This window comes from Arthrobacter sp. zg-Y769 (assembly GCF_020907405.1).
Classification (GTDB): domain Bacteria; phylum Actinomycetota; class Actinomycetes; order Actinomycetales; family Micrococcaceae; genus Arthrobacter_B.
On sequence record NZ_JAJJOE010000009.1, the window covers coordinates 317492 to 341875 of the forward strand.

General features: G+C 61.5%; 23 protein-coding genes and 1 pseudogene. 9 read left to right on the forward strand and 15 right to left on the reverse strand.

Features of this window, described 5'->3' with window-relative positions; translation table 11 throughout:
* Nucleotides 1-61: 61 nt before the first annotated feature.
* Both LOC60_RS16420 and LOC60_RS10330 read left to right on the forward strand, forming a co-directional pair.
* Nucleotides 62-586: pseudogene (locus tag LOC60_RS16420) on the forward strand (glycosyltransferase family 4 protein); the annotation flags it as partial.
* 63 nt (nucleotides 587-649) lie between these two features.
* The gene (locus LOC60_RS10330) at nucleotides 650-1150 is read left to right on the forward strand and encodes a glycosyltransferase (RefSeq protein ID WP_230024864.1); all 501 of its coding nucleotides are present in this window, start codon (nucleotides 650-652) and stop codon (nucleotides 1148-1150) included.
* A gap of 162 nt (nucleotides 1151-1312) precedes the next feature.
* On the opposite strand, the gene LOC60_RS10335 is transcribed toward LOC60_RS10330, so the two are convergent.
* The 7 genes from LOC60_RS10335 to LOC60_RS10365 all read right to left on the reverse strand — a co-directional run bounded on the left by LOC60_RS10335 (nucleotide 1313) and on the right by LOC60_RS10365 (nucleotide 10604).
* A complete protein-coding gene (locus tag LOC60_RS10335) occupies nucleotides 1313-2266 on the reverse strand; it encodes an O-antigen ligase family protein (protein ID WP_230024866.1) in 954 nt (317 codons plus the stop codon).
* A gap of 97 nt (nucleotides 2267-2363) precedes the next feature.
* Entirely contained in the window at nucleotides 2364-4538 is a 2175-nt protein-coding gene (locus LOC60_RS10340; protein ID WP_331460805.1) for an acyltransferase family protein, read from the reverse strand.
* 83 nt (nucleotides 4539-4621) lie between these two features.
* Nucleotides 4622-4897: a hypothetical protein gene (locus LOC60_RS10345; protein ID WP_230024870.1), complete on the reverse strand. Its 276-nt coding sequence runs from the start codon at nucleotides 4895-4897 to the stop codon at nucleotides 4622-4624.
* A gap of 27 nt (nucleotides 4898-4924) precedes the next feature.
* On the reverse strand, nucleotides 4925-5785 hold the full coding sequence (locus tag LOC60_RS10350) for a hypothetical protein (RefSeq protein WP_230024872.1): 861 nt from the start codon (nucleotides 5783-5785) through the stop codon (nucleotides 4925-4927).
* Nucleotides 5786-6169: 384 nt separating this feature from the next.
* Entirely contained in the window at nucleotides 6170-7666 is a 1497-nt protein-coding gene (gene murJ, locus LOC60_RS10355; RefSeq protein WP_230024874.1) for a murein biosynthesis integral membrane protein MurJ, read from the reverse strand.
* Complete coding sequence (locus LOC60_RS10360; protein WP_230024876.1) at nucleotides 7663-8817, reverse strand: glycosyltransferase family 4 protein; 1155 nt, start codon at nucleotides 8815-8817, stop codon at nucleotides 7663-7665. Before LOC60_RS10360 ends, murJ begins: the two co-directional genes overlap by 4 nt.
* A gap of 389 nt (nucleotides 8818-9206) precedes the next feature.
* Entirely contained in the window at nucleotides 9207-10604 is a 1398-nt protein-coding gene (locus LOC60_RS10365; protein WP_230024878.1) for a sensor histidine kinase, read from the reverse strand.
* A gap of 387 nt (nucleotides 10605-10991) precedes the next feature.
* On the opposite strand from LOC60_RS10365, the gene LOC60_RS10370 reads away from it, so the two are divergent.
* Entirely contained in the window at nucleotides 10992-11813 is an 822-nt protein-coding gene (locus LOC60_RS10370) for a response regulator transcription factor (protein WP_230024880.1), read from the forward strand.
* 58 nt (nucleotides 11814-11871) lie between these two features.
* Here LOC60_RS10370 and LOC60_RS10375 read toward each other — a convergent pair whose 3' ends face one another.
* The 4 genes from LOC60_RS10375 to LOC60_RS10390 form a co-directional block, all read right to left on the reverse strand.
* Nucleotides 11872-13554 (reverse strand): sensor histidine kinase, encoded by a 1683-nt coding sequence (locus LOC60_RS10375; RefSeq protein ID WP_230024882.1) that lies wholly within the window; start codon nucleotides 13552-13554, stop codon nucleotides 11872-11874.
* A 117-nt stretch (nucleotides 13555-13671) separates the two neighbouring features.
* The gene (locus tag LOC60_RS10380; RefSeq protein ID WP_230024884.1) at nucleotides 13672-14166 is read right to left on the reverse strand and encodes an Hpt domain-containing protein; all 495 of its coding nucleotides are present in this window, start codon (nucleotides 14164-14166) and stop codon (nucleotides 13672-13674) included.
* 152 nt (nucleotides 14167-14318) lie between these two features.
* A complete protein-coding gene (locus LOC60_RS10385; RefSeq protein ID WP_230024886.1) occupies nucleotides 14319-14753 on the reverse strand; it encodes a VanZ family protein in 435 nt (144 codons plus the stop codon).
* Nucleotides 14750-15328: an arsenate reductase/protein-tyrosine-phosphatase family protein gene (locus LOC60_RS10390; RefSeq protein WP_230024888.1), complete on the reverse strand. Its 579-nt coding sequence runs from the start codon at nucleotides 15326-15328 to the stop codon at nucleotides 14750-14752. The genes LOC60_RS10385 and LOC60_RS10390 overlap by 4 nt, the downstream gene beginning before the upstream one ends.
* Nucleotides 15329-15545: 217 nt before the next feature.
* Between LOC60_RS10390 and LOC60_RS10395 the strand changes: the two genes are divergently transcribed.
* The 5 genes from LOC60_RS10395 to LOC60_RS10415 all read left to right on the forward strand — a co-directional run bounded on the left by LOC60_RS10395 (nucleotide 15546) and on the right by LOC60_RS10415 (nucleotide 19093).
* Nucleotides 15546-16082, forward strand: a complete 537-nt coding sequence (locus LOC60_RS10395) for an alternate-type signal peptide domain-containing protein (protein WP_230024890.1) — start codon at nucleotides 15546-15548, stop codon at nucleotides 16080-16082.
* A gap of 88 nt (nucleotides 16083-16170) precedes the next feature.
* Nucleotides 16171-16734: a hypothetical protein gene (locus LOC60_RS10400; RefSeq protein ID WP_230024892.1), complete on the forward strand. Its 564-nt coding sequence runs from the start codon at nucleotides 16171-16173 to the stop codon at nucleotides 16732-16734.
* A gap of 15 nt (nucleotides 16735-16749) precedes the next feature.
* Nucleotides 16750-17502 (forward strand): signal peptidase I, encoded by a 753-nt coding sequence (locus tag LOC60_RS10405; protein WP_230024894.1) that lies wholly within the window; start codon nucleotides 16750-16752, stop codon nucleotides 17500-17502.
* Nucleotides 17502-18473 (forward strand): hypothetical protein, encoded by a 972-nt coding sequence (locus LOC60_RS10410; protein ID WP_230024896.1) that lies wholly within the window; start codon nucleotides 17502-17504, stop codon nucleotides 18471-18473. The genes LOC60_RS10405 and LOC60_RS10410 overlap by 1 nt, the downstream gene beginning before the upstream one ends.
* The gene (locus LOC60_RS10415) at nucleotides 18470-19093 is read left to right on the forward strand and encodes a hypothetical protein (protein ID WP_230024898.1); all 624 of its coding nucleotides are present in this window, start codon (nucleotides 18470-18472) and stop codon (nucleotides 19091-19093) included. The genes LOC60_RS10410 and LOC60_RS10415 overlap by 4 nt, the downstream gene beginning before the upstream one ends.
* 6 nt (nucleotides 19094-19099) lie before the next feature.
* On the opposite strand, the gene nhaA is transcribed toward LOC60_RS10415, so the two are convergent.
* The 4 genes from nhaA to LOC60_RS10435 all read right to left on the reverse strand — a co-directional run bounded on the left by nhaA (nucleotide 19100) and on the right by LOC60_RS10435 (nucleotide 22162).
* Complete coding sequence (nhaA, locus tag LOC60_RS10420; protein WP_230024900.1) at nucleotides 19100-20467, reverse strand: Na+/H+ antiporter NhaA; 1368 nt, start codon at nucleotides 20465-20467, stop codon at nucleotides 19100-19102.
* A gap of 168 nt (nucleotides 20468-20635) precedes the next feature.
* Entirely contained in the window at nucleotides 20636-20857 is a 222-nt protein-coding gene (locus LOC60_RS10425; RefSeq protein ID WP_230024902.1) for an SCO4848 family membrane protein, read from the reverse strand.
* Nucleotides 20858-20860: 3 nt separating this feature from the next.
* On the reverse strand, nucleotides 20861-21364 hold the full coding sequence (locus LOC60_RS10430) for a DUF2505 domain-containing protein (protein WP_230024904.1): 504 nt from the start codon (nucleotides 21362-21364) through the stop codon (nucleotides 20861-20863).
* Between the two features lie 126 nt (nucleotides 21365-21490).
* Entirely contained in the window at nucleotides 21491-22162 is a 672-nt protein-coding gene (locus LOC60_RS10435; protein WP_230024906.1) for a hypothetical protein, read from the reverse strand.
* A 677-nt stretch (nucleotides 22163-22839) separates the two neighbouring features.
* Between LOC60_RS10435 and LOC60_RS10440 the strand changes: the two genes are divergently transcribed.
* On the forward strand, nucleotides 22840-24252 hold the full coding sequence (locus LOC60_RS10440) for a M28 family metallopeptidase (protein WP_230024908.1): 1413 nt from the start codon (nucleotides 22840-22842) through the stop codon (nucleotides 24250-24252).
* The last annotated feature ends 132 nt before the right edge of the window (nucleotides 24253-24384 follow it).

Genomic DNA, 24384 nt, shown 5'->3' on the forward strand with positions numbered 1-24384 from the left:
TCTCGCCCGTGGCAGAATAGGTCGTTTAGGTGCAACATCCCAGCCTGAAGTTATTGTACAGATGTCGTTTCTAACGAAGAAAGCGAATGTAGTGACGAAGAAACCAATAAGGGTAGCTTTGGTTGCCAACTCATACACCCCGGGAGGTGCTGAATCGTACCTGTACAGGCTATATGGAGGGTTGGTCCGCCAGGGGCTGGTTGAGGTTACCCTAATAGGGCACTTGCCAAATTGGCCGCCGGCATTGGGTCCCGAGATTCGTGCTGGCGTCGCTGAAAAGCTGACTAGGCAAAAGCCGATTCTTCCTCAACTTCGCAATTCGCTTCGGAACGCAATCGCCATCCGGCGGGCCTTGGGGTCGCATGATTTCGATCTAGTACATATGCAGTACGTTAGGGAAAAATTAACCCTTGGGAAGTTCGTTACCCGTGGACTTCCGCTTCTATGGACCGAGCACGGCCCATTTGCCCAAAATTTTCCACGTCTTGGATTGCCGCTCCTTAGAAGACGCGCGAGCCGAGCCCAGATAATTGCGGTGAGTGAGGTTGTCAGAGCCTCGTTTGCCGAAAAAGGAATCGATACCCAAGTTGTATGGAACCCCTTACCAGGGGGAGCTACATCGCCGAGGGTTTTGCGACCGGAGGGCAAGATGAGTGAATACATCCTCTATGCGGGGCGAGTACATGAAAGCAAGAGACTCGACATACTGCTGGCGGCTGCCAAGAAGCTCCCTGAGCTTAGGGTAAAAATCGCAGGCGACGGACCTGATTTGGAACGTTTGCGAAGTTTGGCGCCCGCAAACGTGGACTTTGTAGGGCACCTCGACAACTTGGATGAACTGACGTCAAAGAGCCTTGCGGTAGTCTCAACCAGCGGAGCGGCTGCTCGAGAAGGAAGCCCGATGGTGGTCCTTGAAGCCCGGAATCTCGGCGTGCCTGTTCTCATGGCACAAGATTGTCACGCCGCCGTTGAAGCGAGGCAACTCGGGGCACGTTTGTACAAACCAACTGGTAATGACCTGGCAGCGGAGATTCATGCTCTAGGTACTGTTCTCCGGAACGAACCTTTGACCGCTTCCGAACGTCATAATCGAGGCGAAACCGTATGGCTGAGTCGCACCTTCACCATCATGGCGAGAGCAATCGAATAGCTGGATTGTGGAACAATCTGCTCGTGGGCTAGATCTCGTCAACAAGTTACAATCTGCGCGTAAATAGAACCACCGCATGAATCGTAAGGCCTCGGACGCCCGTGATTCGCGCCGAAGTGTCCCGCCCACTCCGGTCGGTGCGCCTACCTGCGTCGGTTTTTCCTAGATGGACGTCATCGCGGGCAGATGTGAAGGTTTGCCCTCAGGGGTTGGAGCATCCCTCCGGTGAGGCTCTGCAATGAGTAGGCCAAGCAGTAGCGCAGGAATGAGTATGGTTCGGAGATCGCCGTAGAAGGTCACTGCATCAGCCATTCCATGAATGAACAGCCAGAGGAATGCGGCAAGGCCAAACCCCCAGGCAAATGACTCGCGCTTGGGGGTTTGGGCTGTAAGACGAACATGCGCCACCAGCACCGCACCTACGAACACAGCGAGAACAATAGCCCCAGCTACTCCCATATCTGACCACGCGGCAATGAAGATGTTGTGCGGTGGGAAAGTGCGGCCGAGTGCCCCACTGCTTGCCCAGTAAAAGTATTCGCCCCACCCGCCGAACCCGAGCCCAAGAAAGGGGTTCTCAACAAACAGGGTCCCGGCTGTCTCCCAAATGACACCACGTGTGCCCAGCGAAGAAGCGGAATCGTTCACAAAGGTCTCGGGGATTCGCTCATTTAGCACGTGCTTGAACATAAGGAACACCGGGAATGCGATGGCGAGCAGGGGAGGTATCCATATACGGCCTGGCCCGCGAACTAGAAGCGGGACGAGGACGCCAATCAGTGGCATCGTGACCAGTAGTACCAGCCCAGACTTTGACCCCGTCGGAACTACCGCCACAGCCGCGAGAACTGCGATAAGGAAGAAAGATCTCTTTCGGAACCTGATCGCCGCCGCGGCGAAGGCGCAGGCGGCCACCCCCAGGAACATCGATGCAGTGTTCGCGTTGATCCATTGCCCGCCTGATTTGGTCACATCAAAGACATTGTCCGGCGATCCGCCGAAAAAGTTCCCCAGCTTCTCCGTGCCGACGAGGATGCGCCCCACGAATGAGCGAAGAAATGACATCTCCACATCTGGCCTGAGGCGAAAGAGTAGTACCAACAGCGACTGCACCACGACCCCAACGCTGCACCGCCCTCACCCTTCACGGGTGAGGGCGGTCGTCACGGTTAAGTCACCGCTGAGTGACACCATCTCGGAGCAGATGACTCGCCTATTCATTAGCGCCAAGCAGTGCCTGTCCTAGTACCGGAGCAAGTTTGACCGAATACTCCGGCGTAATATGACCGCCGTCTCCGGCATAGATAGGCGTGCTGCCAGCAAACGGAGGGCACTGTCTGTTAGGACCGCAGAACCATGGGACGGTGGAAATAAAGCGAACTCCCTCGACGGAGGATGCGGCTTCGCCTTCAGTGGATACTGTTGAATAAAACGTTCCGCTGTCGATCATGCAATCCTGCGGCTTACTTACGCGGGTGGCACACTTCAAGAGATTGTCAACGCGCATCGGCACGGATATAAGGACTACGTCACCGTCGGTGGACTCTTTCATTTCTTCAAGCTTGCTGACTGTGGCCGTTCTCCACTTTGCCAGAACATCGACCTCGTTGCTCGCGCCAATCATCCTGTCCCGCGTGCCTAGTGCGCTGGAGACGATGACCATATCGGGGTTCATTTCAACAACTTGCTCAGTCGCCCATCTCTGGTGAGCATCGCACTCTTCCGTGAATCCGGCGGCATCACCGTACTGCCTGACCGGTACCCCGATAGCGGGACACTGCTCCTTAGTCAGCAGCTGAATCTTCCATCCCTGTTTCCCTAACGACTCCCGAAGGCCCGGCATCCAGCTGATTGCAACGGAGTCCCCCAATACCACTGCCGTCCTAGTGGCGGCCGGATCTCCATACGCGCATCGGGAAAGATTCTCATCGCTAACATTCAAACACTTGTCGTCTGTCCATTCGGGAACTTGTCTTACCTCACTTATGGGCGGGCTTAGCTCCGGCCAGGACGTTACAACGCTAGACGACGTTATCTCGGCGGCAACCACCTCTTCAGGTGTCGTTGGCACAGCAGGCGCCGTCACATCTGGCCCGGATAGGGAGGCTGATCCGGGCTGATAAGGCGCAGCCTCCTCGGATGCGGCCGGCCTAGTGATTGCCAAAGTCACCGTTAGGGCCGTCACCAGGACGAGTACTCCCATGGCTGCTTTAGGGGATGTGTGGTCCAGGAGCGTGTTTTTGACGCCTTGGGCATTGCGCTTGTCACGCTCAAGCCAGGAAGACTTCCGGATGGGGTCCTCGAGGAAATGGTAAGAGGCAACGGACAATGCGAATATCCCCAGAATCATGACTGACCAGGCAACCGTCTCCTCCTGCGGGATTAATGCGTCCATGATGATAATCACCGGGAAGTGCCACAAGTAAAGGGAGTAGGAGACATCGCCGATGTAGGCGCTGAACCGGTTTGTCAGCGGATATAAGTACCGTTGCTCCCCACCGGTCCCGGCGGCGATCACTAAAGCGGTTGCCAAAACGGGCACCACAGCCCAGGGCCCGGGGAAGGCCATCTCGGCGGTTATGAACCAAAGGCTCCACGCGATGCCGGCCAACCCTACGTATCCAAGAACGGTTCTGACAATCAGACTAAGTCTGGAGAAGCTACCTGCGACGACGGCTAGCAATGCGCCGACCGCCAATTCCCATGTTCGCGAGACTGTCGAGAAGTATGCCACCGTTGGCCGGGCGCTCGATTCCCATACCGCGTAGGCAAACGTGGCAACGATAACCAGTACGAGAACTGCGGCCAATACGCGGCGGGGCATGGATTGCTTCGATAAGCGCGGCGCAGTAACTCCGAATACCAGGACTACCAGCCAAGGCCAGACAACATAGAACTGTTCCTCTACAGCCAAGGACCAGAAGTGCTGCAATGGTGAGACGGGACCCTCCGCCTGCATGTAGTCCGTGCCCACCGCAGCCTGCTGCCAGTTCGCACCGAAGATCAAAGCGAAGAAAGCATCCCACGTTATGCTTTTAGCCCTGGCGGCAGAGAATATGGCCCAGGATGCCGCGACCGTCACTGCAAGAACGACCACGGCAACGGGGACGATCCGCTTGACTCGTCGGCGGTAGAAGTCTCCGAAGGAAATCCTTCCCTTTTTCTCCTGTTCCCGCAGCAGTAACCCGGTGATGAGGAATCCGGAGACAACGAGGAAGATATCAACCCCAACGAACCCGCCTGCCGGATATCCCAGCAAGTGATCTGCCACGACTGCGAGTACGGCAATTGCTCGAAGCCCTTGTATATCTGGGCGGAAGGATTTTGGCGCGACGTTTCGCGGGCTTCCGTTCGAGGGCATGCGACGAACGGGTGTAGCTATTGACATTCATTTCCCCCGGAATTGAGACCAGCGCAGGGACGCGCAGGAGTAAAGTATAGTGCCGCGGCCTAGGCGAGCTCTTTCCGGCCCTACACGGACGCAGACCCTGCCACCGCTGAGCCATAGCGAGAGGCGGCGAAAAGGAGGAAGGCGGCTACCTCGCCGAACATGGAGGCTACCTTTCCATTAACGAATAGCCCGCCAGCCTTGAGCGGGTTCAAGACGTTGTTCGTGTGTGTTTTAAACAGATCCCTTGCCGCAGGCCCTATCAATAGGTGTTCCATGATCGACTTCCGATACCAGGCATACCAAGAGCGCAATACTGCCGCTATGGAAATGGCGACATAAATAAAAATGTCGTCCACACTTTTATCTTCCAGGGAGCACAGCTCTCAGGCCGTACCAGAGACGAGACGTCTCCATAGACCAAAATAATCGATGACTGCCCTGAACTGCACGTCGTTTCGTCCTGCAAGCACGTTTGTACTTCTCAGTGAGAACTTCTGAAGGGACCGCACGGTCAAGAAGTCTCCATTGCCGTCGGAGACCTTCGAGACTGGCGTATTCGCTAGGAGCGACATTGCTTTGAACCATATATCGTCAGCTGTTGGGGCGAGCCGCATAGCAAGATCCATATCAAGAGTCGGGTAATCAAGGAGTGCATGAGGCGGATACAAGATTCCTCCCAAGCCGGTCAGAAAAACCCGGTGCGGTGCCGAGCGCATGTCCGCCTGGGGCCAGGTAACATATGGTTGCACATTTTCCTCGACCACCTGAATGACGGTACCTCGGTGGCCAACGATGTGGGCCGGCATCGTACGATGCGCGGCAACTAGTTCTCGCAGCCAATGACGAGGATACAAGACATCATCGTCTGCGGTAACAATTATCTTTTCAGGGAACTCCAACATGGCCGGGATCAGTTTTTTGTAGCTGCGAATATTTCTATCTACAAAACTTATGCGCAGTCCCCGGTCAATGTATCTGGTGATAGACGATGGTAATCTACGGCCCGGGAACTCCTCAGCTGATAGTGCTAAAACCACGGCGGACGGCGTTATAGATTGCCGGAAAATTGTTTCCAACGTCTTCCAAAGCATCCCGATCCTAGGGGGATAACTTGTTAAGCTCACGACCAAATCTATTTCCGGTCCGTATTCGGTTACTTCGACTGCAGCTTTTACTGGAACGCGGAGCGACGCCTCGCACGCGACGTATTGCAGATTGCGGATGAGTTTGGCGGCGTGAGACATTCTTCTATCCTACCAGCCCAGCGAATTTGCGGCTTTATAGCGGGAACGTGCCTCGACAGCTTCTGGCTCTTGTCCCCGCCGCTTGCGCGTGAAGCTCGAAGTAAACGGGTGACTTTAGTTTGGTCATCTATAGCGGTACGTTCATTAGGACGAAGCAATGTATCGGTCAGGATCCAAGTGAGACCGCTTCGTCGACGCGCCTGCCTCTCGGCCTGTGAACGTGGCCGCCAACTCGGGTGAGTTGCCGCCACAGTTTGAGGTCAGCTATGGGTGGATTAACATCCAATCACAGCTGACGGTTTCTGTGTTTTACTTTATCAGCTGGAGGCGCCCCGTGTGCATCGGTGAAGACTCACTGAATTGTGCTAAACCGGTCATTTGCGCCTAGGCTGCGGGGGTTTGCCGCGAGATCCTCTTTGAAAGAATAGGGCGGACTTGGTCCCACAGCGTAGATCGCAGCGAGGGAAATAGTGCGATGTTTATTGCCCACACCAATGCAACGAGAGCGATTGCAGCATACGGACCCAGGTCAGGAAGTACTACGATCAAGGTCGCGATACATCCCGGCAGGAGAGTCGCTATCCGTCTGGCTACTCGCTTCAACTCACCTAGAGCGAATGCACATCCAACCGAGAGGAGGAGGCCGAATACGGAGGGCCCCAATCCAATCGCCATTGGCCCGAAGTGTTGAACACCCACTCCTTGTACCGCAATCTGCCCGGCGATGGCTATCAGTGTATAAAGCAGCACAGAGCGGTTTCGCCCTGCCGCGGTAAGGGCCCTCGAGAGTGAGTAGCCGAGAACTTGGAACATCAGTCCAATGGAAAGGCCAACGAGAACACCACTTACCAAATTCGTTGCTGCACTGTCGAAGTTTCCCCTGGCATAAATGAGACTGACGATCGCTCCGGAGCCGACAACCAGAACCGCCGAAACCGGCATCATGACGACGACGACGAAGTCGCACATTTTTGCGACCCTACGTCTGTAATCCGGTCCCTGAATGCCGCTAAGCTGCGTTAATCCCAACACTCCGAGAGGGACCGCGATAAGGGACATGACCGATTCAGAAATAGTCCGTGCGTAGTCCACAGCGGCAACGAGCCCTGATGGGCCGAAAGACGAAAAAACACGCTCCAGGACAATTGAGGTTTGGAGTGCAACTGGGAGCAGGAGTAGCGGCGCTATATTCCTTACGCCAGTCACGATGAAACGCCAGCCTTGAGTGATAGATGCTCTTTGAGGGAGACCTAGATATCCGTTTCTTATCAAAGCGGTAGAGCACATTGCTACGTACGCTATCCACGCAGCTATAAACCCCAGAGACAACCATTGAATCCACCCGGTACTAATAGCGGTGAGTGTCCCGCCCAAAAGGCCTAAACTCTGAATCAATGGTCTAATAGATGTCATTAGATAAATATTGTGGACACCCAAAGCGTAGGCTTGCACGGCCGATAATCCAAAGAGCGGTATGGACCAGCAGAGAACACCCAGTATTTCCTGGGCGATAATTGTCGTCGCGATGCTAGAGCCGGGGACAATAACGTTTACTATAACGTCGCGGTAGCAGTACACGCCTACTGCTACAAATGTAAGCGTAAAAGTGAGCCAGATTGAGTATCCCCAGAGCATAGCGCGGCCGGACGCGGGATCCCGGCGCGACTCGCGTGCATATGCTGGCGCAAAGGCTGCGGAAAGTAGATCGCCGGAAACCAAATTCGCCGGGACGACAGACGCAGTCTGAGCGACCCGAAACCCGGTAGCTATGTCGCTTGTTCCGAAGGCGCTAGCAAAGACGACTTCACGCAGCAGAGCAATGAATTTACCTGCGAGGGCGCCGAGGGAGAGTACAAGGAACCCTTTGCGGAAACTACTCACGAATTTGAGGGGTTAGGCATGTATCGGGCGGGTCTTGTCAGATCTGAGGCAGAAGCGCTCGGCTTAGAGGGAAATTGCTGTCTGGCAAGATCGATGTACTTGTCTCCGACGCTCGACCAATCACAATCGGCAACGGAAGTTCTTATGGCTGCCTGGTCGGCAGGGGTACTTCCATATTTCGACGAACGAAGAATTGCAGCCGCGATGTCGCTGGGAGTGTGGTTAGTGACGCAACCATTTACGCCTTCAATAATAAACTGCGAAGCAGGGCATTCAGGTGTGAGTACGACGGGCACGCCCGCTGCCAAGGCCTCGAGGGCGACCAATGGCATGGTTTCCCCGTGACTGGGAAGACAGAAAACGGATGCGGGTGCTAAAAATCCGCGAACATCCTGCCACGTCCCAGCGAAGAGAACTCTTCTTGAAATGTTAAGCTGGGCACTACGGCGCTCATAGAGTTCAAGGTCTTGGGAGGCACCGCCAACCACAACGAGGCCGAACTCTGGTGAAAGCAAGGCCATGGCTTCTAGTAGCTCATCGAGACCCTTGTGCTTCCATTGATGCCCTATGAAGAGGACGATGTCTTGAATATCTGGTTGTGCCCATGCAACCACCGAATCGACTGGTTTTATCTCGTTCGTTTTACCATACTTTGCCACATCCACACCATTTGCGATCGTAAATATGCGTTCGGGTTCAACATTCAGCTGAGATATGTCCTTTCGGGCCTGCTCAGATACCGAAACTAGTTTTCTCTTGAAAATAGGCAGTGAAAGAACGTTTTCCTTGGAGACCCTCAGAAGCCTTACCGGAGCTAGAACGGCTAAAAGTGTCTTGGCTGCAGACAGCTCCTTTTTTTGGAGTTCAGCGGTGAAGACGTTGTGCATTACAAGGATCTGACCCACAAGTGACTCGCAATTGTGGTTGAAGATCACTGCCCCCTTCATTTTCATTGGGATTGCAGCTACTGAAGAGGCGATGGTGAATACGGTTATCTGGGCAAGATGCCTTATATACCACTCGATCCTCGACGTGGGTGTCCAGGCCAGCAGCCGGCCGCCCAATACGGTACGACGTATGGTTACGTTGGGGCCAAGATCAATAGCGGTGGTGTCCGTTATTACGGTGACAGTCACGTTGTTCTCAGCCATGTGACGAGCGACTTGTTTGACCACTTCGCCCCCTCCTGTCAGCTCAATATCCCTTGCGATATGGCAAACCCGAAGAGCGCCGCGATCTGCTCGATTCCTAAGCTTGGCCAATGATCTTGAATTCCTAAATGGATTACGACCAGATTCTCGGGCTGCATGCGAACGCTTGGTGATCATGCTTTTATCGTATATGAGAGGTTAGATCGTCGCGTGATTCGACAGTTTCAAGCTTCCCCGGATGCGGCTTTCATTTCGTCACGTGCCAACTTCGCCTATGCTCACCGAGTTCTACGCGGAGCAATCGATCCGCTGGGGTGTACCGACCTGAGAGGCTAGGTACCGTGGGCATACCTTTGAGTAAGGTCTGCCCGCGGTACGGGGTGTCGTGATTACGCAGGCACCTCCACCCGAAACGTACTGCCCGCCCCTAGCGTCGAACTAAACGAGATCCGGCCGCCGTGGGCCTCCACAATGGACTTGGTGATCACCAGGCCCAGGCCCACGCCGGGGATAGCGGCCTTCTTGACCTGGCCGGTGCGGAAGAACTTGGTGAACACCTCCCGCTGGTCGGCCTCGCTCATGCCGATGCCGGTGTCCTCCACCTCCAGGACCAGGTTCCCGTCCTCCATCCGGGAGCGGACGGTGACCTTGCCGCCGTCGGGGGAGTACTTGATGGCGTTGGAGAGCAGGTTGTCCAGCACCTGGCCGATCCGGGCCGGATCCACCAGGGCATGGAGCTCGTCCTCGCAGTCACAGCCCAGGTCTACGCCGATGGCGGTGGCCCGGGGGCGGGCGGATTCCAGGGCTACGCGCACCAGTTCGGCCACGTCGGTTTCGGAACGCTGCAGGTGCATGGTGCCCGAAGCTGTGGTCAGCAGGTCCGCCACCAGCAGCAGCAGCCGCTCGGCGTTCCGCTGCGCCACCTGCAGGGCGCTCAGCAGATGCGCCGGCAGATCGGCGGTTTCCTCGTCGTCTAGCACTAGATCCAGATAGCCCATGATCGAGGTCAGCGGGGTCCGCAGCTCGTGCGAGACGCTGGAGACGAAGTCCTCCCGGGCGTTGAGGGCATTGACCATCTCCGTGACGTCGCTATAGGCCAGCACGGACCCGGCGAACGTGCCGTTTTCCCGCACGGCGCGGGCGCAGACGGCCAGGGCGCGCTGCCGGTCGCCGGTCCCAACCCAGACAATGACGTCCGAGAAGGATTCCTCCCGCATGGCCCGCTGCGAGGGCCGCTGCGCCTCGGGAAGCGGCGTGAGCTGGTCCAGCCCGTAGATCAGGGCGTCGCTGCCCGTGTCCATCCCGTTCGTCAGTCCGGCCAGGGCATGGTTGCTCCGCTGGCGGCTGTTCATGAGGATGGTCCGGCCGGCAGCATCGACTGCCATAACGCCCACATCGACCGTTTCCAGTACGGCGTCCAGCAGCTGGGAGCGTCGTCGGGTCTCCTGCAGGCTGGCCTGCAGCTCGGATTCCGTCGCAGCGAGGCGCTTCTGCTGGGCGGTAGTATCCGCTTCCATCGTGGAGATGACGATGCCGATGCCCAGCATTACGAACGGGATCACCAACGGGGCGGCCAGTTCGGTCAGGGTGGGAACACCGCCCGCCTGCATAAACAGCGGAGTCCACAGCAGCAAGGTGGTGCAGGTATAGCCGAGGATCCATGCCAGGCGCGGCGCCGCACCGGACCAGGCCATCCAGAAGACGGGGAAAACAGCCAGGAAACTGAGACCGGTTATCGAGTTCCGCCCCTCGTAATAGAGGCCGCCGACAACCGCGAAATCCAGCACGGGAATACACCAATAAGCCAGCGGTGAATACCGCTCCCACGGAACTGCAACACATGCCGCTGTTAGGACGGCAAGAAGTACCAGCGCAAATCTATAACTGTGGCTGTCGAAGACAGCCGGGGAAACCACTGCGGTAATCACAAGCGCTACTACAACCGAAATCAGCAGCGGCAGCTGGCTTACCAGCAGCCTGCGTCGAAGACTCAGTTCATTAAACTGCAATTTGATACCGGGAAGCGTCGTCACTCGGTCTTTGAGACTGGACATGAAAAAAGGGAACCCCCGGATTCCTGTAGTGGTAGCTCAGAGTATAGGGGTGCTCCTGTAGGATACCGAGCAAGGGGTGCGGGGAATCAGAAGGTCTCGCAGGACAGGAAAAAATAGAACATGGAAATTCAACGCGTAGCCGTCATCATCGAAGACGATGCGGATATCCGCGATCTTCTTAACGCGGTTTTGCAGCAGTCCGGTTTCAAGGTCTTTACTGCCCCGAACGGTTCCGAAGGTGTTGAAACCGTTCGGCTGCACAACCCCACGGTGGTCACGCTGGATTTGGGCCTTCCGGACATTGACGGGTTCGAGGTGATCCGTCAGCTGCGGCAGTTCAGTGATGCCTACATCGTGATGCTCACTGCCCGCGCCGAGGAACTGGACACCCTGATGGGGCTGGAAGCCGGAGCGGACGACTACATCACCAAGCCTTTCCGGCCCCGGGAGCTGCGGGCACGGATCTCCGCCATGCTCCGCCGACCGCGCGGCGAGTCTGCGGCCGACGCCGACAGGCCCGTTTCCGCCGGCGACCCTTCCCGGACCGGTTCGGGCGCGCCTGTTACGGAGCATGCCCCGGCGTCCTCCGCTGCCCCGGCTGCCCCGGCGGCTCCGGGTACGTTCGCGCACAACGGGCTGACCCTGAATCCGGGGACACGCACCACTGAGATCGAAGGCAAAGGCGTAGAGCTGACCCGCACCGAGTTCGACCTGCTGCAGGCACTCCTCGAGGGCGGCCGGCTGGTGCGGACCAAGACGGATCTGGTCCGGCGGCTGCGCGGCGAGGAATACGACACCGGATCCTTCATCAGCGACGCCGATGAGCGGACCGTGGAAGTGCACGTGGGCAACCTCCGCCGCAAACTCGGGGACGATTCGAAGGCGCCGCGCTGGCTGGAAACGGTCCGCGGCGTCGGCTACCGTCTGGCGCCGCAGGCCTGACCGGCCCCGTCCGGGGCTCGGCCGCCTGCCTAACGACGCGGGCCCGCCGGCCGCCTGCCTAAACGCCGGCGGGTACGCCGGCGGGGAGCTCGACAGTGAAACTGGTGCCGCGTCCCAGGGAGCTCTCCACCCGGATGCTGCCTCCGTGCGCCTCGGCTATGTCCCTGCTGATGGCCATGCCAAGCCCGACGCCGGGGATGCCCGCCTTCCGGACCGTACCGGTGCGGAAGAACTTCTCGAAGACATCATCCACGTCCTCTGCGGACATACCCATGCCGGTGTCGGCCACCCGGAACACGGCACGGTCCGCTTCGCGCCAGGCACTGACGGTGACCGTGCCGCCGTCGGGGGAGTATTTCACGGCATTGGAAAGCAGGTTGTCCAGGACCTGTGCGATCCGGTGCGGGTCGGCAAACATCGGCAGCTCGGCCGGGACATTGTTGACCAGTACGACGCCGGCCTCCCGGGCCCTGCCCTCCGCCGTGCGGAGACTGTTGCGGATGATGTCCGCCAGGCACATCGGCCGGGATTCCAGCTGAACGGTGCCCGAGGCCGCGGTGAGCAGATCCGAGACCAGTCGAAGCAGCCGCTCACTGTTGCGCAGGGCCACCCGCAGCGATCCGGGGATGCTGCCCTGGAGCTGGGTCTCCTCCGCCTCGTCCAGCGCCAGGTCCAGGTAACCCATGATCGACGTCAGGGGGGTGCGGAGTTCGTGCGAGACGCTGGCGACGAACTCATCCTTTGCCGCCAGTGCCCCGACCATGGCGGTGACATCCGAGAAAACGATCACCGCACCGTTGAAGGAGCCGTCGTCGTTGCGGAGTACGGCGCCGGAGGTATTCATGGCCATTTGGCTGCCGGGAGGGCCCAGCCACAGCTGCACGTCCGTGAAGTCGGTGCCTCGCAGAGCGCGGGCAACGGGGCGTTGCTCGAAGGGGACCGGGGTGGTGCCGTCGAGGTTGTAGAGGAGCAGATCGCGTTCATGCGGATGGACTATTCCGGCGGGCAGCGCGCGGTCCTGCAACATCCGCTGGCGGCGGTTCATGTGACGGGGTATGCCGTCCTCGTCCACCAGGAGAACCCCGACGTTGATGGCGTTCAGCACACCGTCGAGCTGCCGGGACTGCCGCTTGCTTTCTGCCAGTGCCGCCTCCAGCAGCCGGTCCTTGTTCTCCAGGGTTTCGCGCTGGGAGCGGATGTCCTCCCGCAGCACTGACACTGTGATGGCGACGCCGAGGCTCACCAGCGGAACGAGCAGGGGAGCGGTGAGGTCGGCGCCGCTGACCGGTCCGGAGGTGATGAACGGGTGCCAGACCGACAGCAGGGGGCCGAAGAAGCTCAGATACCGGGCGGCAACGGGGGAGACACGGGACCAGGACAGCCAAAACACGGGGAAGACGTGGAGCAGGCTCAGTCCGTTGAGGATACCCGAGCTGCCGTGCTGGAGCTGCGCGATGGCAACGAAGTCCAGCAGCGGGATAATCCAGTAGGACGGATACCAGATCCGGTTCCACGGAACAGCGATGCACACGATGGTGACAACGCCCAGCGTGACAAGTCCGGCGATGAATTCCTGCCGGTCGAAGACCTCCGGCAACTGCCACGCGGCGACGGCGCAGATCAGCCCCACGACAATGACCAGCGGTGCCTGGCTTATGGCTGTCCGGTACCGCAGCGGCAGTTCATGGAATTGGGAGGATATGCCGAAAAACTTCAGCGTCGACTGCGACAACCGCGACATGCGTGACCCCCTTGTAGAACACAACAGGGTCCAACAATACCGGTGGTACGCGGACGCAGTGACCGCGCTCACGGGCGGAACGGCACCGAAGACCGGACGACGGAAAGGCAGGCGGTGCTAAGCGACGGAGAACGGGTCTGACTGGTTCAGGTGGGCCATGGTTTCGGCGCCGCAGGTACGGACGGCGATAACCATCTCTTCCAGGCCGCGCACGTCGCGGCGGGACACCAGGTCCTGTGCCGCGGCACCGAGGGCGGACAACCGCTCCGCTCCGGCCATGTGGCTGGAAATCTTGATACTCAGGACCACGTCCATTGCAGCGTCAAAGTCCCGCTGCTGCACGGCCTGGTGCAGGCGCGTGAACCGGCCCTCCCACATAGACATGAAGTTGGAGACGAACCGGCGGCAGGATTCCGTGCCAACCTGGTCGCTTAGCTCCCGGAGCCTGTCCAGGGAAATCAGCCGGGCCTCGAGTTCTTCCTGCGGCGTCATCAGCTGGTGGTCCCTTGGGACGGGGCGGCGGCATAGCGCTTCCGCAGTATTGCCGGTGCAGCGGCGGATCGGCTCGGGGGCCAGACCGGTGGGGGCGGCGGGGGAGTCAGATACAAACAAAATATCCTTCGGAGTGTGGGGGTCCGCCGTCGGGCGTTCGGTTCCTGGTGGAAGCCAGCCGAATGCTCCCGGCCGATGTCCTACGGTCTCACCCCAACCTCAGGAAAAGTTGCCTGCAACGCTCAAGATCGAGGCAATATTGCGGGCGCCGGTCAAGCTGCCTTCCGGCTGCGGACGGCGTAGACCACCAGCGTGCCGAGCACGGCACCCAGCGAATTGGCGACGACGTCGTGGACCGTGGCATAGCGGGCCGGCAGGAAGATGTGCTGCCCCGCTTCGATCGCGCAGGAGACCGCAATGCCGACGACGGCGGCCAGCCAGGCGAAGCGATCGGTGAGGTAGGCGGCGGCCAGGACGCCGAAGGGAACAAACAACACCACATTCGCGACGGACTCCACGAGGGTGTAGTTAACCCATCCGGGCACGCCGTGGGCCTGCAGGGCGTCCAGGATTGCCCGCAGGGTTCCAGCCGACCCGGCGTCCACCGGGGACGGCCAGAATGCGATCACGGCCAGTGCGCCTAGATAGAGCAGAAACAGGCAGGCGAGCCGGCGTCGTCGTTGTGTTCCCGCAATGACCACGCTCACCGGTAGCGGCGCTCCCAGGCGAGCAGTTCATCCACGGCGGGGGTGAGCTCGCGGACCATCTGCTGGTAAACGGCGTCGCTGCGGCGGTAGGGGTCCACTACGTCATCTTCTTCCGGCCCCGCCGGGTGCGCGCTGCGCAGCCGCAGTGCCCGGGCCATTGCGGCCTGCCAGCGGTCGGCGGCCGCGGCGCCGGGGTCCGCATCGACCAGGGGCAGCAGGCGGGCCAGCTCACGCAGTGTGAAGGTGCGGCGCAGCAGTGCCGGGGCGAGTTCCACGATCTTGCTCCGGTGGGCACGGGTCAGGGCCAGCACGAGGTCCTGGCCTTGAAGAATCTCCGGTGTGAGCTGCCGCGAGGCGAAGCCGGCGGAATCGCCGCCGAAGATGTTCACGAAGCCGGCTACATGCGGTTCTATGCCCGAGCCGACCAGGGCACCGGTGCCGGCGCTGGTGACTTCGAACTCGCCGGGGGCAACCTTGTCCAGACCGGCCTGGAGCAGGCGCTCGGCCATGGGGGAGCGGCAGATATTGCCGGTGCAGACGGTCAAAATACGGAACGGGGCAGTGGTGGTTCTCATGTCCTCAGGCTTCGGATAGGGCTGGTTTCCGGGCCGGATCCGGCCGGTTGCGCTGCTGTTGAGGTTACCTTGTGTGGCGCTTGAGGTTTGCCGGAATGTTTCATCAACCCTGTGTTTGGGCGGCGTTGTTTCTTGAGGAGCGGGCGGCAAAGTAATTCCCAGCGGCGAGGAAAACCTTCCTAGGGCCGAACACGGGTAACAGGAACAAGGGGACACGATGAACAAGATGACCAAGGGCGCACTGTCAATCGGCTTCGGCGCAGCACTCCTCCTCGGCGGCGGCGGCACCCTGGCAGTCTGGAACCAGACCGTAGACACCAATGCCGGCACCATCGCCGCCGGTGACCTGGGCCTGACAGCCGGAACCGGAACCTGGACCTCCAACGGCACGCCGATCAAAGACATCAACAGCTACAAGATCGTTCCGGGCGAAACCCTCACCTACAGCCAGCCGCTCACCGTGGATCTGAAGGGCGACAAGATGCAGGCTAACGTCAAGGTGAACGCCGACGGCATCCTGACCGGCGACTTCATCACGAATGACCTCAAATTGATCGAGCCGCCGACCCTGACCAACAGCGCCGGCGCCGTCCTGCCGACCACCGTCCTGACCCCCACGAAGGATGAGAAGCCCCAGACTGTGACCGCTTCCGTCTCCTTCAAGTTCGACGCTTCGGCAAAGAGCAGCACCAATGCCACGGCGAACCTGAATAACGTCTCGTACACGCTGGAGCAGAAGCCGGTCACCAAGTAGCACCGGCTAACGCCACCTTGTTCCAACCCCTGGCTGTGCGCGGAGCGCATGCTCCGCGCACAGCCTGTTCCCCCGAAGGCGGCATTTCATGAAGAGCACACTGAAGGCAGCAGGCCTGATCCTCGCCGCTGTCGTGCTCGGCCTCCTGACCGTCCAGGGAACCTACGCACTATGGAATACCACGGCTCCCTCGAACGCCGGCACAATCCAGGCAGCTGACTTCAGAATTCTGGTCAACGGGACGGAAATGACCTCTGGACCAATGACGATCCAGATCCCCGGGACCCTCGGTAAGGGCAAAAGCACGTACGCCCAGATAGCTGTTCAAAACTCGGTGAACGTAACTCAGGATTCGCCCTTAGCGCTCAAAGTGGATGCCCTGGTCTACGCGCCGGTGGGCGATTTCGGCAGGAACCTTACCGCGAAAACCGCCGTCCTTCGGTCCGGCTATACGTGCGACACGATGCCGGCAAATTCATACGCCGCTGTTTCCGTCACCGCCGCCCACTCCGTGACTTTGCCTCGATTGGCCACACAGACAATCTGCATCCAGGCAAGCCTGAATGTGAATACCCCCGCCGCCCAGATGGGCAAAGAATTCAAGATCAACGCAAACCTCACCGTGGCGCAGGTTGCGCCAGCCGCTAAGTAGTGGATAGGACAAACCATGAGTGGTCGCAGGAAAGCAGAAGCCCCCGTCAGCCCCCTGGGCTTCCTCGGCACCGCCCTGAGCTATCTGGCCTTGTGCGTTGCAGCTTTGGCCGCCCTCGTGCTGGTGGTTATTCCTTTGGTGACCGGATCTCAGACCTATAGCGTCCTCACGAGTTCCATGGCCCCCAAGTACGCGCCGGGCACGTTCCTGGTGGTGAAGCCCGTGCCGTTCGATGAGCTGCGGGTGGGTGATGTCATCACCTTCCAAATCGAGTCCGGCAGCTCCGCCGTCATCACGCACCGCATCACGGCCATCAGCCCGTCCCAAAGCGGCGAAACCACGTTTATTACCAAGGGCGACAACAACGACGTCGAGGATGAATTGCCCGTCCGCGAGGTCCAGGTCCGCGGCAAGCTTTTCTACGCCGTTCCCTTCGTCGGTTTTGCCGCCAATGCCCTGGGTAACTCGGACCGCGGCGAGGCACTGCAGTGGGGCGCCGTTGCGCTCATGGGCTACGGGATCGTCTCCATGGTCCGCGGCGCGCTGGCCAAGAAACGCGGTGACGGGGAAACTCCGGAGTCCGATGCCGGCACCGATGATCCGGACAGCGACTCCACCGACGGTGAGACCGCTCGGACCGCTCACTTCATTTTCCACCGCGAGGATCCGCTGGGCCATGACGACCCCGTCCTGGAAGAGTGCGAGCACTGCAACCACGACGCTGCGCATCCGCGCGACCGGAGCCACCGGAAGCCTGTAGCCGTCTAATGGGGTTTTCTCCACGGGCCAGACCCTGGCTCGCCTTCGGTGCGGTAGGCGGCGCCGCCGCGGCCATCACCTTCGCCGGTATCCCGGCGGCCTCCGCAGCCGGCAGCTATCTCAGCTTCAGCTCCGACGGTGCGGGCTTCAGCCCCACTCTGGCCCAGCCGGTCTTTCGGGAGGAAGTTAAACTTGTTCCCGGCGGAACAGCGGACGGCAGCCTTTGGGTACGCAACGACGGCGCCGAGGCAGCGTATCTGTCCGCCGGTGCCGTCAGCGCTGCGATTGACCCCGAGCTGGCCGGCCTGGTCAGCGTAAGCGGCACCGCCGGCACTGCCGGCGGCCCGCCGGTGTACCTCGGCGGCACCGGCGAATGCAGCGACCTTTACCGGGGATGGGAACTCGGGCCCGGCGCCGCCGTTCGGGTCCAGCTCACGGCCGGCCTGTCTGTTGACGCGCCCAACGCAACAATGAACCGCAGCGCCCGGTTCGACGTCGTTTTCTACCTGCAGTCCATGGACGCTGCCGGCACGGTACCCAGCGCCTGCGAGGCGCTCGGCAACAATGGCGAAACACCGCCGTCGGGTCCGGGGACCCCGGACGCCGGAGACGACGGAACCGGCAACGACGCCGGGGGCGACGGAACCGGCAACGACGCCGGGGAGGCTGGAAATGCCGGCCGGCCGGCAGCCCAGGCGGGGCCGGAAACAGCCCTGATCCTGAACCGGGAGGCTGACAGCGACGGCACGACGGTGCTCGCCGGGTTCCCCGCAGCTCCCGTTCCGGCGCAGGACCGGGATGCACGCGTCAACACCGCGGTTCCGCCGGCGGAGGCCGGACGCCTGGAAGCGTCTTCTCCGGCGTCGTTCGAAAGCACCGTCGAACCCATCATCCGCTCGCTCTCCGGTACGCTCCTGATAGCACTGTCGGTGGCATTCTTCGCCGCCGCCGGATTCCGACTACGAAGCAGGAGCCGATGAGCAGGAAAACGCAGCAGGGGGCTGCGGAACGCTCCGACGCCGTACCCGGGACACGTCCCGGCCCGGTTACCCGGCTGCGTGCCCAGCCCGGATTCCGGGCAGCGGCGGTGGTCTTTGTGCTGACGGTGGTCCTGGGTGCAGGCGGTCCCGCCGCGTATGCGTTCTGGAGCCAGTCGACGGCCGTGACAATCACAGGGTCCACGGTGCCTCCGCTCACGCCTGTGCCCACAGGGGCCAGCTGCGTGAACGGATGGCTGACAGGGCGGATAGTCCTCCCGGCGATGAGGACGGCCGATCCCGAGGCAAGGTACATCCTGACGTTTACCTCGAAGCGGCTGAATGCTCCGATGTCCTACGCGCTCCCGCAGAGCATCGGTTCAGACGGGAGTGTCCAGCCGATCGAGATTGGCGGCCTGGTGGCTGCGCTCGGTTCTACCGAGGGCCAAAAGGTAGCCGTGAATGTGACCGTGAAAACCGCAATCCTCAAGTCTCCACGGGACACCGTCACCCGGGTAACAGCAGGGGACCTGTTGTTCCCTTCGAGCGAGGCCGCTCCACTGGCGATGAATTACAGCACGACCGAGAGGTATGAAGTTCCGTCGATGTTCTGCGCCAGATAGGGGTAGTCACCGCTCCTCCCGGTCCTCGTACACGTCCGGAATGCCGTCCTGGTCATCGTCTCGCCGGTCTTCGGCCTCGATCAGGCGGTAGCGGCGGTTCCGAGCGGTCAGCAGGGCTGAAGCCAGCAGCGCCGCCAACACGGAGGCCATGAGGATGCCGACCTTGGCGTCGTCGTTATGCAGGGTTCCGACGTCGAAGCTCAGGTCGTTGACCAGCAGGGACACCGTGAAGCCAATGCCGCCGAGGATGCCGATTCCGGCCAGGTCCACCCAGCGCACATCCGGATCCAGCTTGGCCCGTGTCCCCGCGGTGACCGCCCAGGTGGTGAGCAGGATGCCGATCGGCTTGCCCACTACGAGGCCCAGGATGATCCCGAGAGCCACCGGGTCCGTGAGTGCGGCGCCTACGCCGCTGAAGCCGCCCAGGGCAACGCCGGCGGAAAAGAAGGCAAAGATCGGTACCGCAAAGCCGGTGGAGATAGGCCGGAACCGGTGCTCGAAGATTTCCGACAGGCCGGGCCGTTCCGGGCTGGCGGGCAGCTTGTTGCGCTCCGCGTCGCGGCGGAGCACGGGAACCGCGAAGCCCAGCAGTACCCCGGCCACGGTGGCGTGGACGCCGGAGGCATGCATCAATGCCCAAGTGGCGATACCGAGGGGCAGCAGGATGACCCAGGCGGCCCAGCCATGGGTACCGAAGAAGCGGGGGACGCGCTGGACCAGCAGTGTGAACGCCGCGAGCGGCAGCAGCATCCAGAGCAGGTAGCTCAGGTGCACGTCTTCCGAGTAGAAGAAGGCAATGATGGCGATGGCGATCAGGTCATCCACCACGGCGAGGGTGAGCAGGAAAATCCGCAGCGCGCTGGGCAGGTGGGAACTGATGACAGCCAGGACGGCGAGGGCAAAGGCGATGTCGGTGGCGGTGGGGATGGCCCAGCCGCGCAGGCCGTCCGAACCGGCAATCATGTTGACGGCTACGTAGATCAGGGCGGGGACAATGACCCCGCCCACCGCGGCCGCAATCGGAACGATCGCCTGCTTTATGTCCCGCAGATCCCCGGCTATGAATTCCTTTTTCAGCTCGAGGCCGACCAGGAAGAAGAAGATGGCCAACAGTCCGTCGGCCGCCCAGGTGCCGATGCTGAGCTTGAGGTGCCACGGCTCGTAACCGAATTCAAAGTCGCGGACGGCAAAGTAAGTGTCTGCAGCCGGGGAATTTGCCCAGATTAATGCCGCCACCGTGGCAATTAGCAGGAGGATCCCGCCCACGGTTTCCTTGCGCAGGATCTCGCCGATGCGGAGCGTTTCGCCGTAGCTGCCCCGGCCCAGGATGGTGCGGGGACCGTTTGGCTTGGGGGCGGTGGGATTAGAGGCCATGAAGGATTTCCTATCGAATTCGGGTACGGCAAAACCATTGCCGACCAGACTTCCCGGCGCACCGTGAATCAGTGTAACCGCTCACGACGGCGGTGCGTGAGCCACGCCGCGGAAGGGCAGCAAATCGCCCCGGCAGGAAACCTGCCGGGGCGTTTTACAAAGGGGAGTTCAGCCGAACAGGCCGCGGACGCCGATGACGAGGGTTGCGAGTCCGAGGACCATGGCGGTGCTGATCTTCATCAGGTTCATGGTCATGTACCGGGTGGGTGCACCGTTGTCGTCGCGGGCCTGCGGGGACTTCAGTACGTCCCGCAGGTAGGGCGGCCAGACGAGGATGGCCCAGAGGCCGGCGAGAACCAGGACCAGGGCCAGGGGAGTGGAGAGGACCATGGGCTAGCCCTGCCGGCTTTCGATCCACTTGCCGGCCTGGCCCGCCTGGATGGTCAGCGCCTTGCCGATCATCGGCTCTGCGGCCTTCGCGATCTTGTCACCCAGGAACGGGATGGTGGAGGCCACTTTCCCGTCTACATCGACACGGGTGCCTTCGGGGGTGCTCACCAGTCGCTGAACGGCGTTGACCTTCAGGGGCACCCCGCCCACGGAGAGTTCCACGTTGGCTTCCCGGGATCCGTCAGCGGCAGGTGCTGCCCACTGTTCCTTCTGGGTCACGGTCAGGGTGGCGCCTACGAACTTCTTCGCCATGTCCGGCAGGCGGTCCGTCGGCATGGTCCGCACAGCGGTAAGGACAAATGCTCCGGCCGTGTCCCCGTCCACGGAAGCGGACACCAGGGAGCCGCCGACGTGTTCGCTCATGCTGCGCAGGAAACCTTCGTCAGCGAAGGTGTCCGTCACGGTGCGTACGTCGTAGGGCAGGATGGTTGATGCGTTCAGGGCCATAGGTCCTCCGTAGGATGGGCGGAATGCCGGAATCCGCGGGCCTGCAGCCCGCCAACCGGCCAACCCTCATCCTAAACCGCCCCGGCAGCTGCCCTGAAACTGCCCGCCCGGGGAGGCTCGGCCCCGCTACGGCTCAAGGTTGATGCAGCCCACCGGGTCCCCTGCCGCGCCGCCCTGTCCTGCATCGAGGAGAAGGAGGGACTCGGCGTCGTCGTCCGGCAGCGTCCACGGCACCGTGGTGCTCGCGGTGGCATTGCCCGCGGCGTCAGTGGTGAAGTCCAGGCTGAGGCCGCCCTGGCTGTTCCGGTATTCCCCGCCGGCGTCCGCTGGATCCGCTCCGCAGCCGTCCTCGTGCAGCCTTGCGCTGTACGTCGTGTTGGCGGCGAAGCTCTGCGCCTCCAGTTGCACGGTGGTGTCGTCCGGGCTTTCCTCGATGGTCACGATGGCCACGGACTCGTCGGGGATCAGTGCCGTGTTGTAGGTGGTGGCGACGGCGTCGTCGCAGTAAGGCCCGAACGTCCCCTCGAGGATGCCGCCCGGCGTAGGGGACGCAGTGAATTTTCCACACCGGTCGGGGTTGACGGTGCGGCCCGGAATGCCTGCGGCCTGGCAGTTCTCTTCCCCCGGGCTGTTGCGGGAGACCGTGGTGCATGACGAGCCGCTGGAAGCGGAGGAAGTCCCCGAAGGGCTTGGTGGTGTGTCGTTGTAGCCGTCGCCTTCGTTGTTGCCGGCGCATCCGGCGATCGAAAGGGCGAGTACCGCGAAACCGGTGGCCCATAAGTGCGCGTTGCGTGCCATGGGGCAATCCTTACGTTGTCGAAAGGCGAATCCGGCGAAGGGAAACGGCTCTTGCTTATGCCCGTGCCCTTCCAGCGTCGCAGGCACCCCGGCGAAAAACCAGATCCCTTGGGGCTGGCCGGGGACGCGGGACCGGACCGAGCAAAACGCCCCACAATAACTTGCCGAACCGCAGCACAACAGAGTGGAGCCCGTTTCCGGCAACTGACCCCTCCCGAACAGGTCGTCCTGCGCTTACGCCCGCACTGCCCATGGGGTACGTTCTGCGGCACGGTGCCGCCTGCAGGGCGGGTACCGGACCATCACAGGCACTCACGGGGGACTCACTTAGGGGAATGATGAACAGGAACAGAACTTTGCGTACGACGGCGCTCGCGGCGGCGGTCTTCCTGACCGTGGCCGGGGGAGCGCCGGCAGTTGCAGCCGACCACGGCAAAGGTTCCGCGGCCGGGGAGCAAAACGCCCACGACTCCGGGCCCGGGAAGGGGAGTCCCGGGAAGGGCACTCCGGGCAAAGAGCAGCCCGGCAAGGGCGACCCGGGGAAAGGGCATCCCGGGAAGGGCGACCCCGGCAAAGGGCAGCCTGGGAAGGGCGACCCGGGGAAAGGGCATCCCGGGAAAGGGAATCCGGGCAAAGGGCATGGCAAGCCGGACGAGAGCGAAAAGCTGCGGCAGAAGGTGACCGTCAAGAACGTACTCCGGCACCTGGACGCATTGCAGGCCGCCGCAGACGCAAACGGCGGAAACCGTGCCTCAGGCACTCCGGGCTACGAAGCCTCCGGCCGCTACATCGAGCAGCAGCTGCGCCGGGCCGGCTACACGCCGGTGCGGCAGGCCTTCTCCTACGACCAGTTCGAGCTGACGGGTGAAGCCTTCGAACAGGTTTCCCCCACCGCGCAGACCTACGTCGCAGGAACCGATTTCACCACCATGAGCTACTCGGGGACGGGCGACGTCACGGCCGCGCTGACCCCGGTGGACATTAACCTTGCCGGGGCCCGCGTGTCGACCAGCGGCTGCGAGCCGGCGGATTTCGCCGGTTTCACGGCCGGGAACATCGCGTTGCTGCAGCGCGGCACCTGTAGCTTTGAAATCAAGGTGGACAACGCTGCCGCCGCCGGAGCATCCGCTGCCGTCATCTTCAACCAGGGCAACGACATGCCCGGGGATGACCGCTCCGGCCTGCTGAACGGCACCGTGGGCGCCGAGCTTTCGGCCATTCCCGCCGTCGGCACCACTTTCGCCCTCGGCGAGGCGCTCGCCGGCACTCCGGGGGTGGTCGTACGGGTCTCCGTGGAATCCGCAGTGCGTACCGTCAACTCCTTCAACATCCTGGCCGATACCCGCACCGGCGACCCCAGCCGAACCGTCGTGGTGGGCGCCCACCTGGACTCGGTTCCCGAGGGGCCGGGCATCAATGACAACGGCAGCGGCTCGGCGGCCACACTCGAAAGCGCCGTCCAGCTGGCCAAGGAGGCACCGAAGGGCGGCCTGGAGAACCGCGTCCGGTTCGCGTTCTGGGGCGGTGAGGAGGACGGACTGGTCGGCTCGGAATACTATGTGGATTCCCTGGACGAGGCAGGGCTGGCCGGAACCCTGCTGAACCTGAACTTTGACATGGTGGGCTCTCCCAACTTCGGCCGGTTCATCTACGACGGCGACGGCGACGCCCTCGGTTTGACCGGACCTCCCGGGTCCGACGTCATCGAGGAGGTCTTCGAGGAGTACTTTGCCTCCGAGGGGCTGACCAGTGCTCCCACCGAGTTCAGCGGCCGTTCCGACTACGCCGGCTTTATTGCCAACAGGATTCCGGCCGGCGGGCTGTTCACGGGTGCCGAAGGCCTGAAGACGCCGGAGGAAGCAGCGCTCTTCGGCGGGACGGCGGGTGTTGCTTATGATGCCTGCTACCACGCCGAATGCGACGATATTAACAACATCAACCGCACCGTGCTGGACCAGATGTCGGACGCCGTGGCCCACTCCGTGATCACGTTCGCCCTGACCGAGGAAGCGCTGCGCGGCGACGGCACCCAAGGTGCCCGGTCCCTGCCTGCCGACTATGACTACCGCGGGCACCAGCTGCGGAAGTAGGCGGCGTTAGCAGCACAGCACAGCACAGCACATCCGCGCCGGGCGGGGCCCGGGGCAACAGAAAAGCGGGGGGGGGGGGGGCGCCCCCCCCCCGGTGTGTGGGTTGGGGGCTGCGCGCCCCGGGGCGGCCCC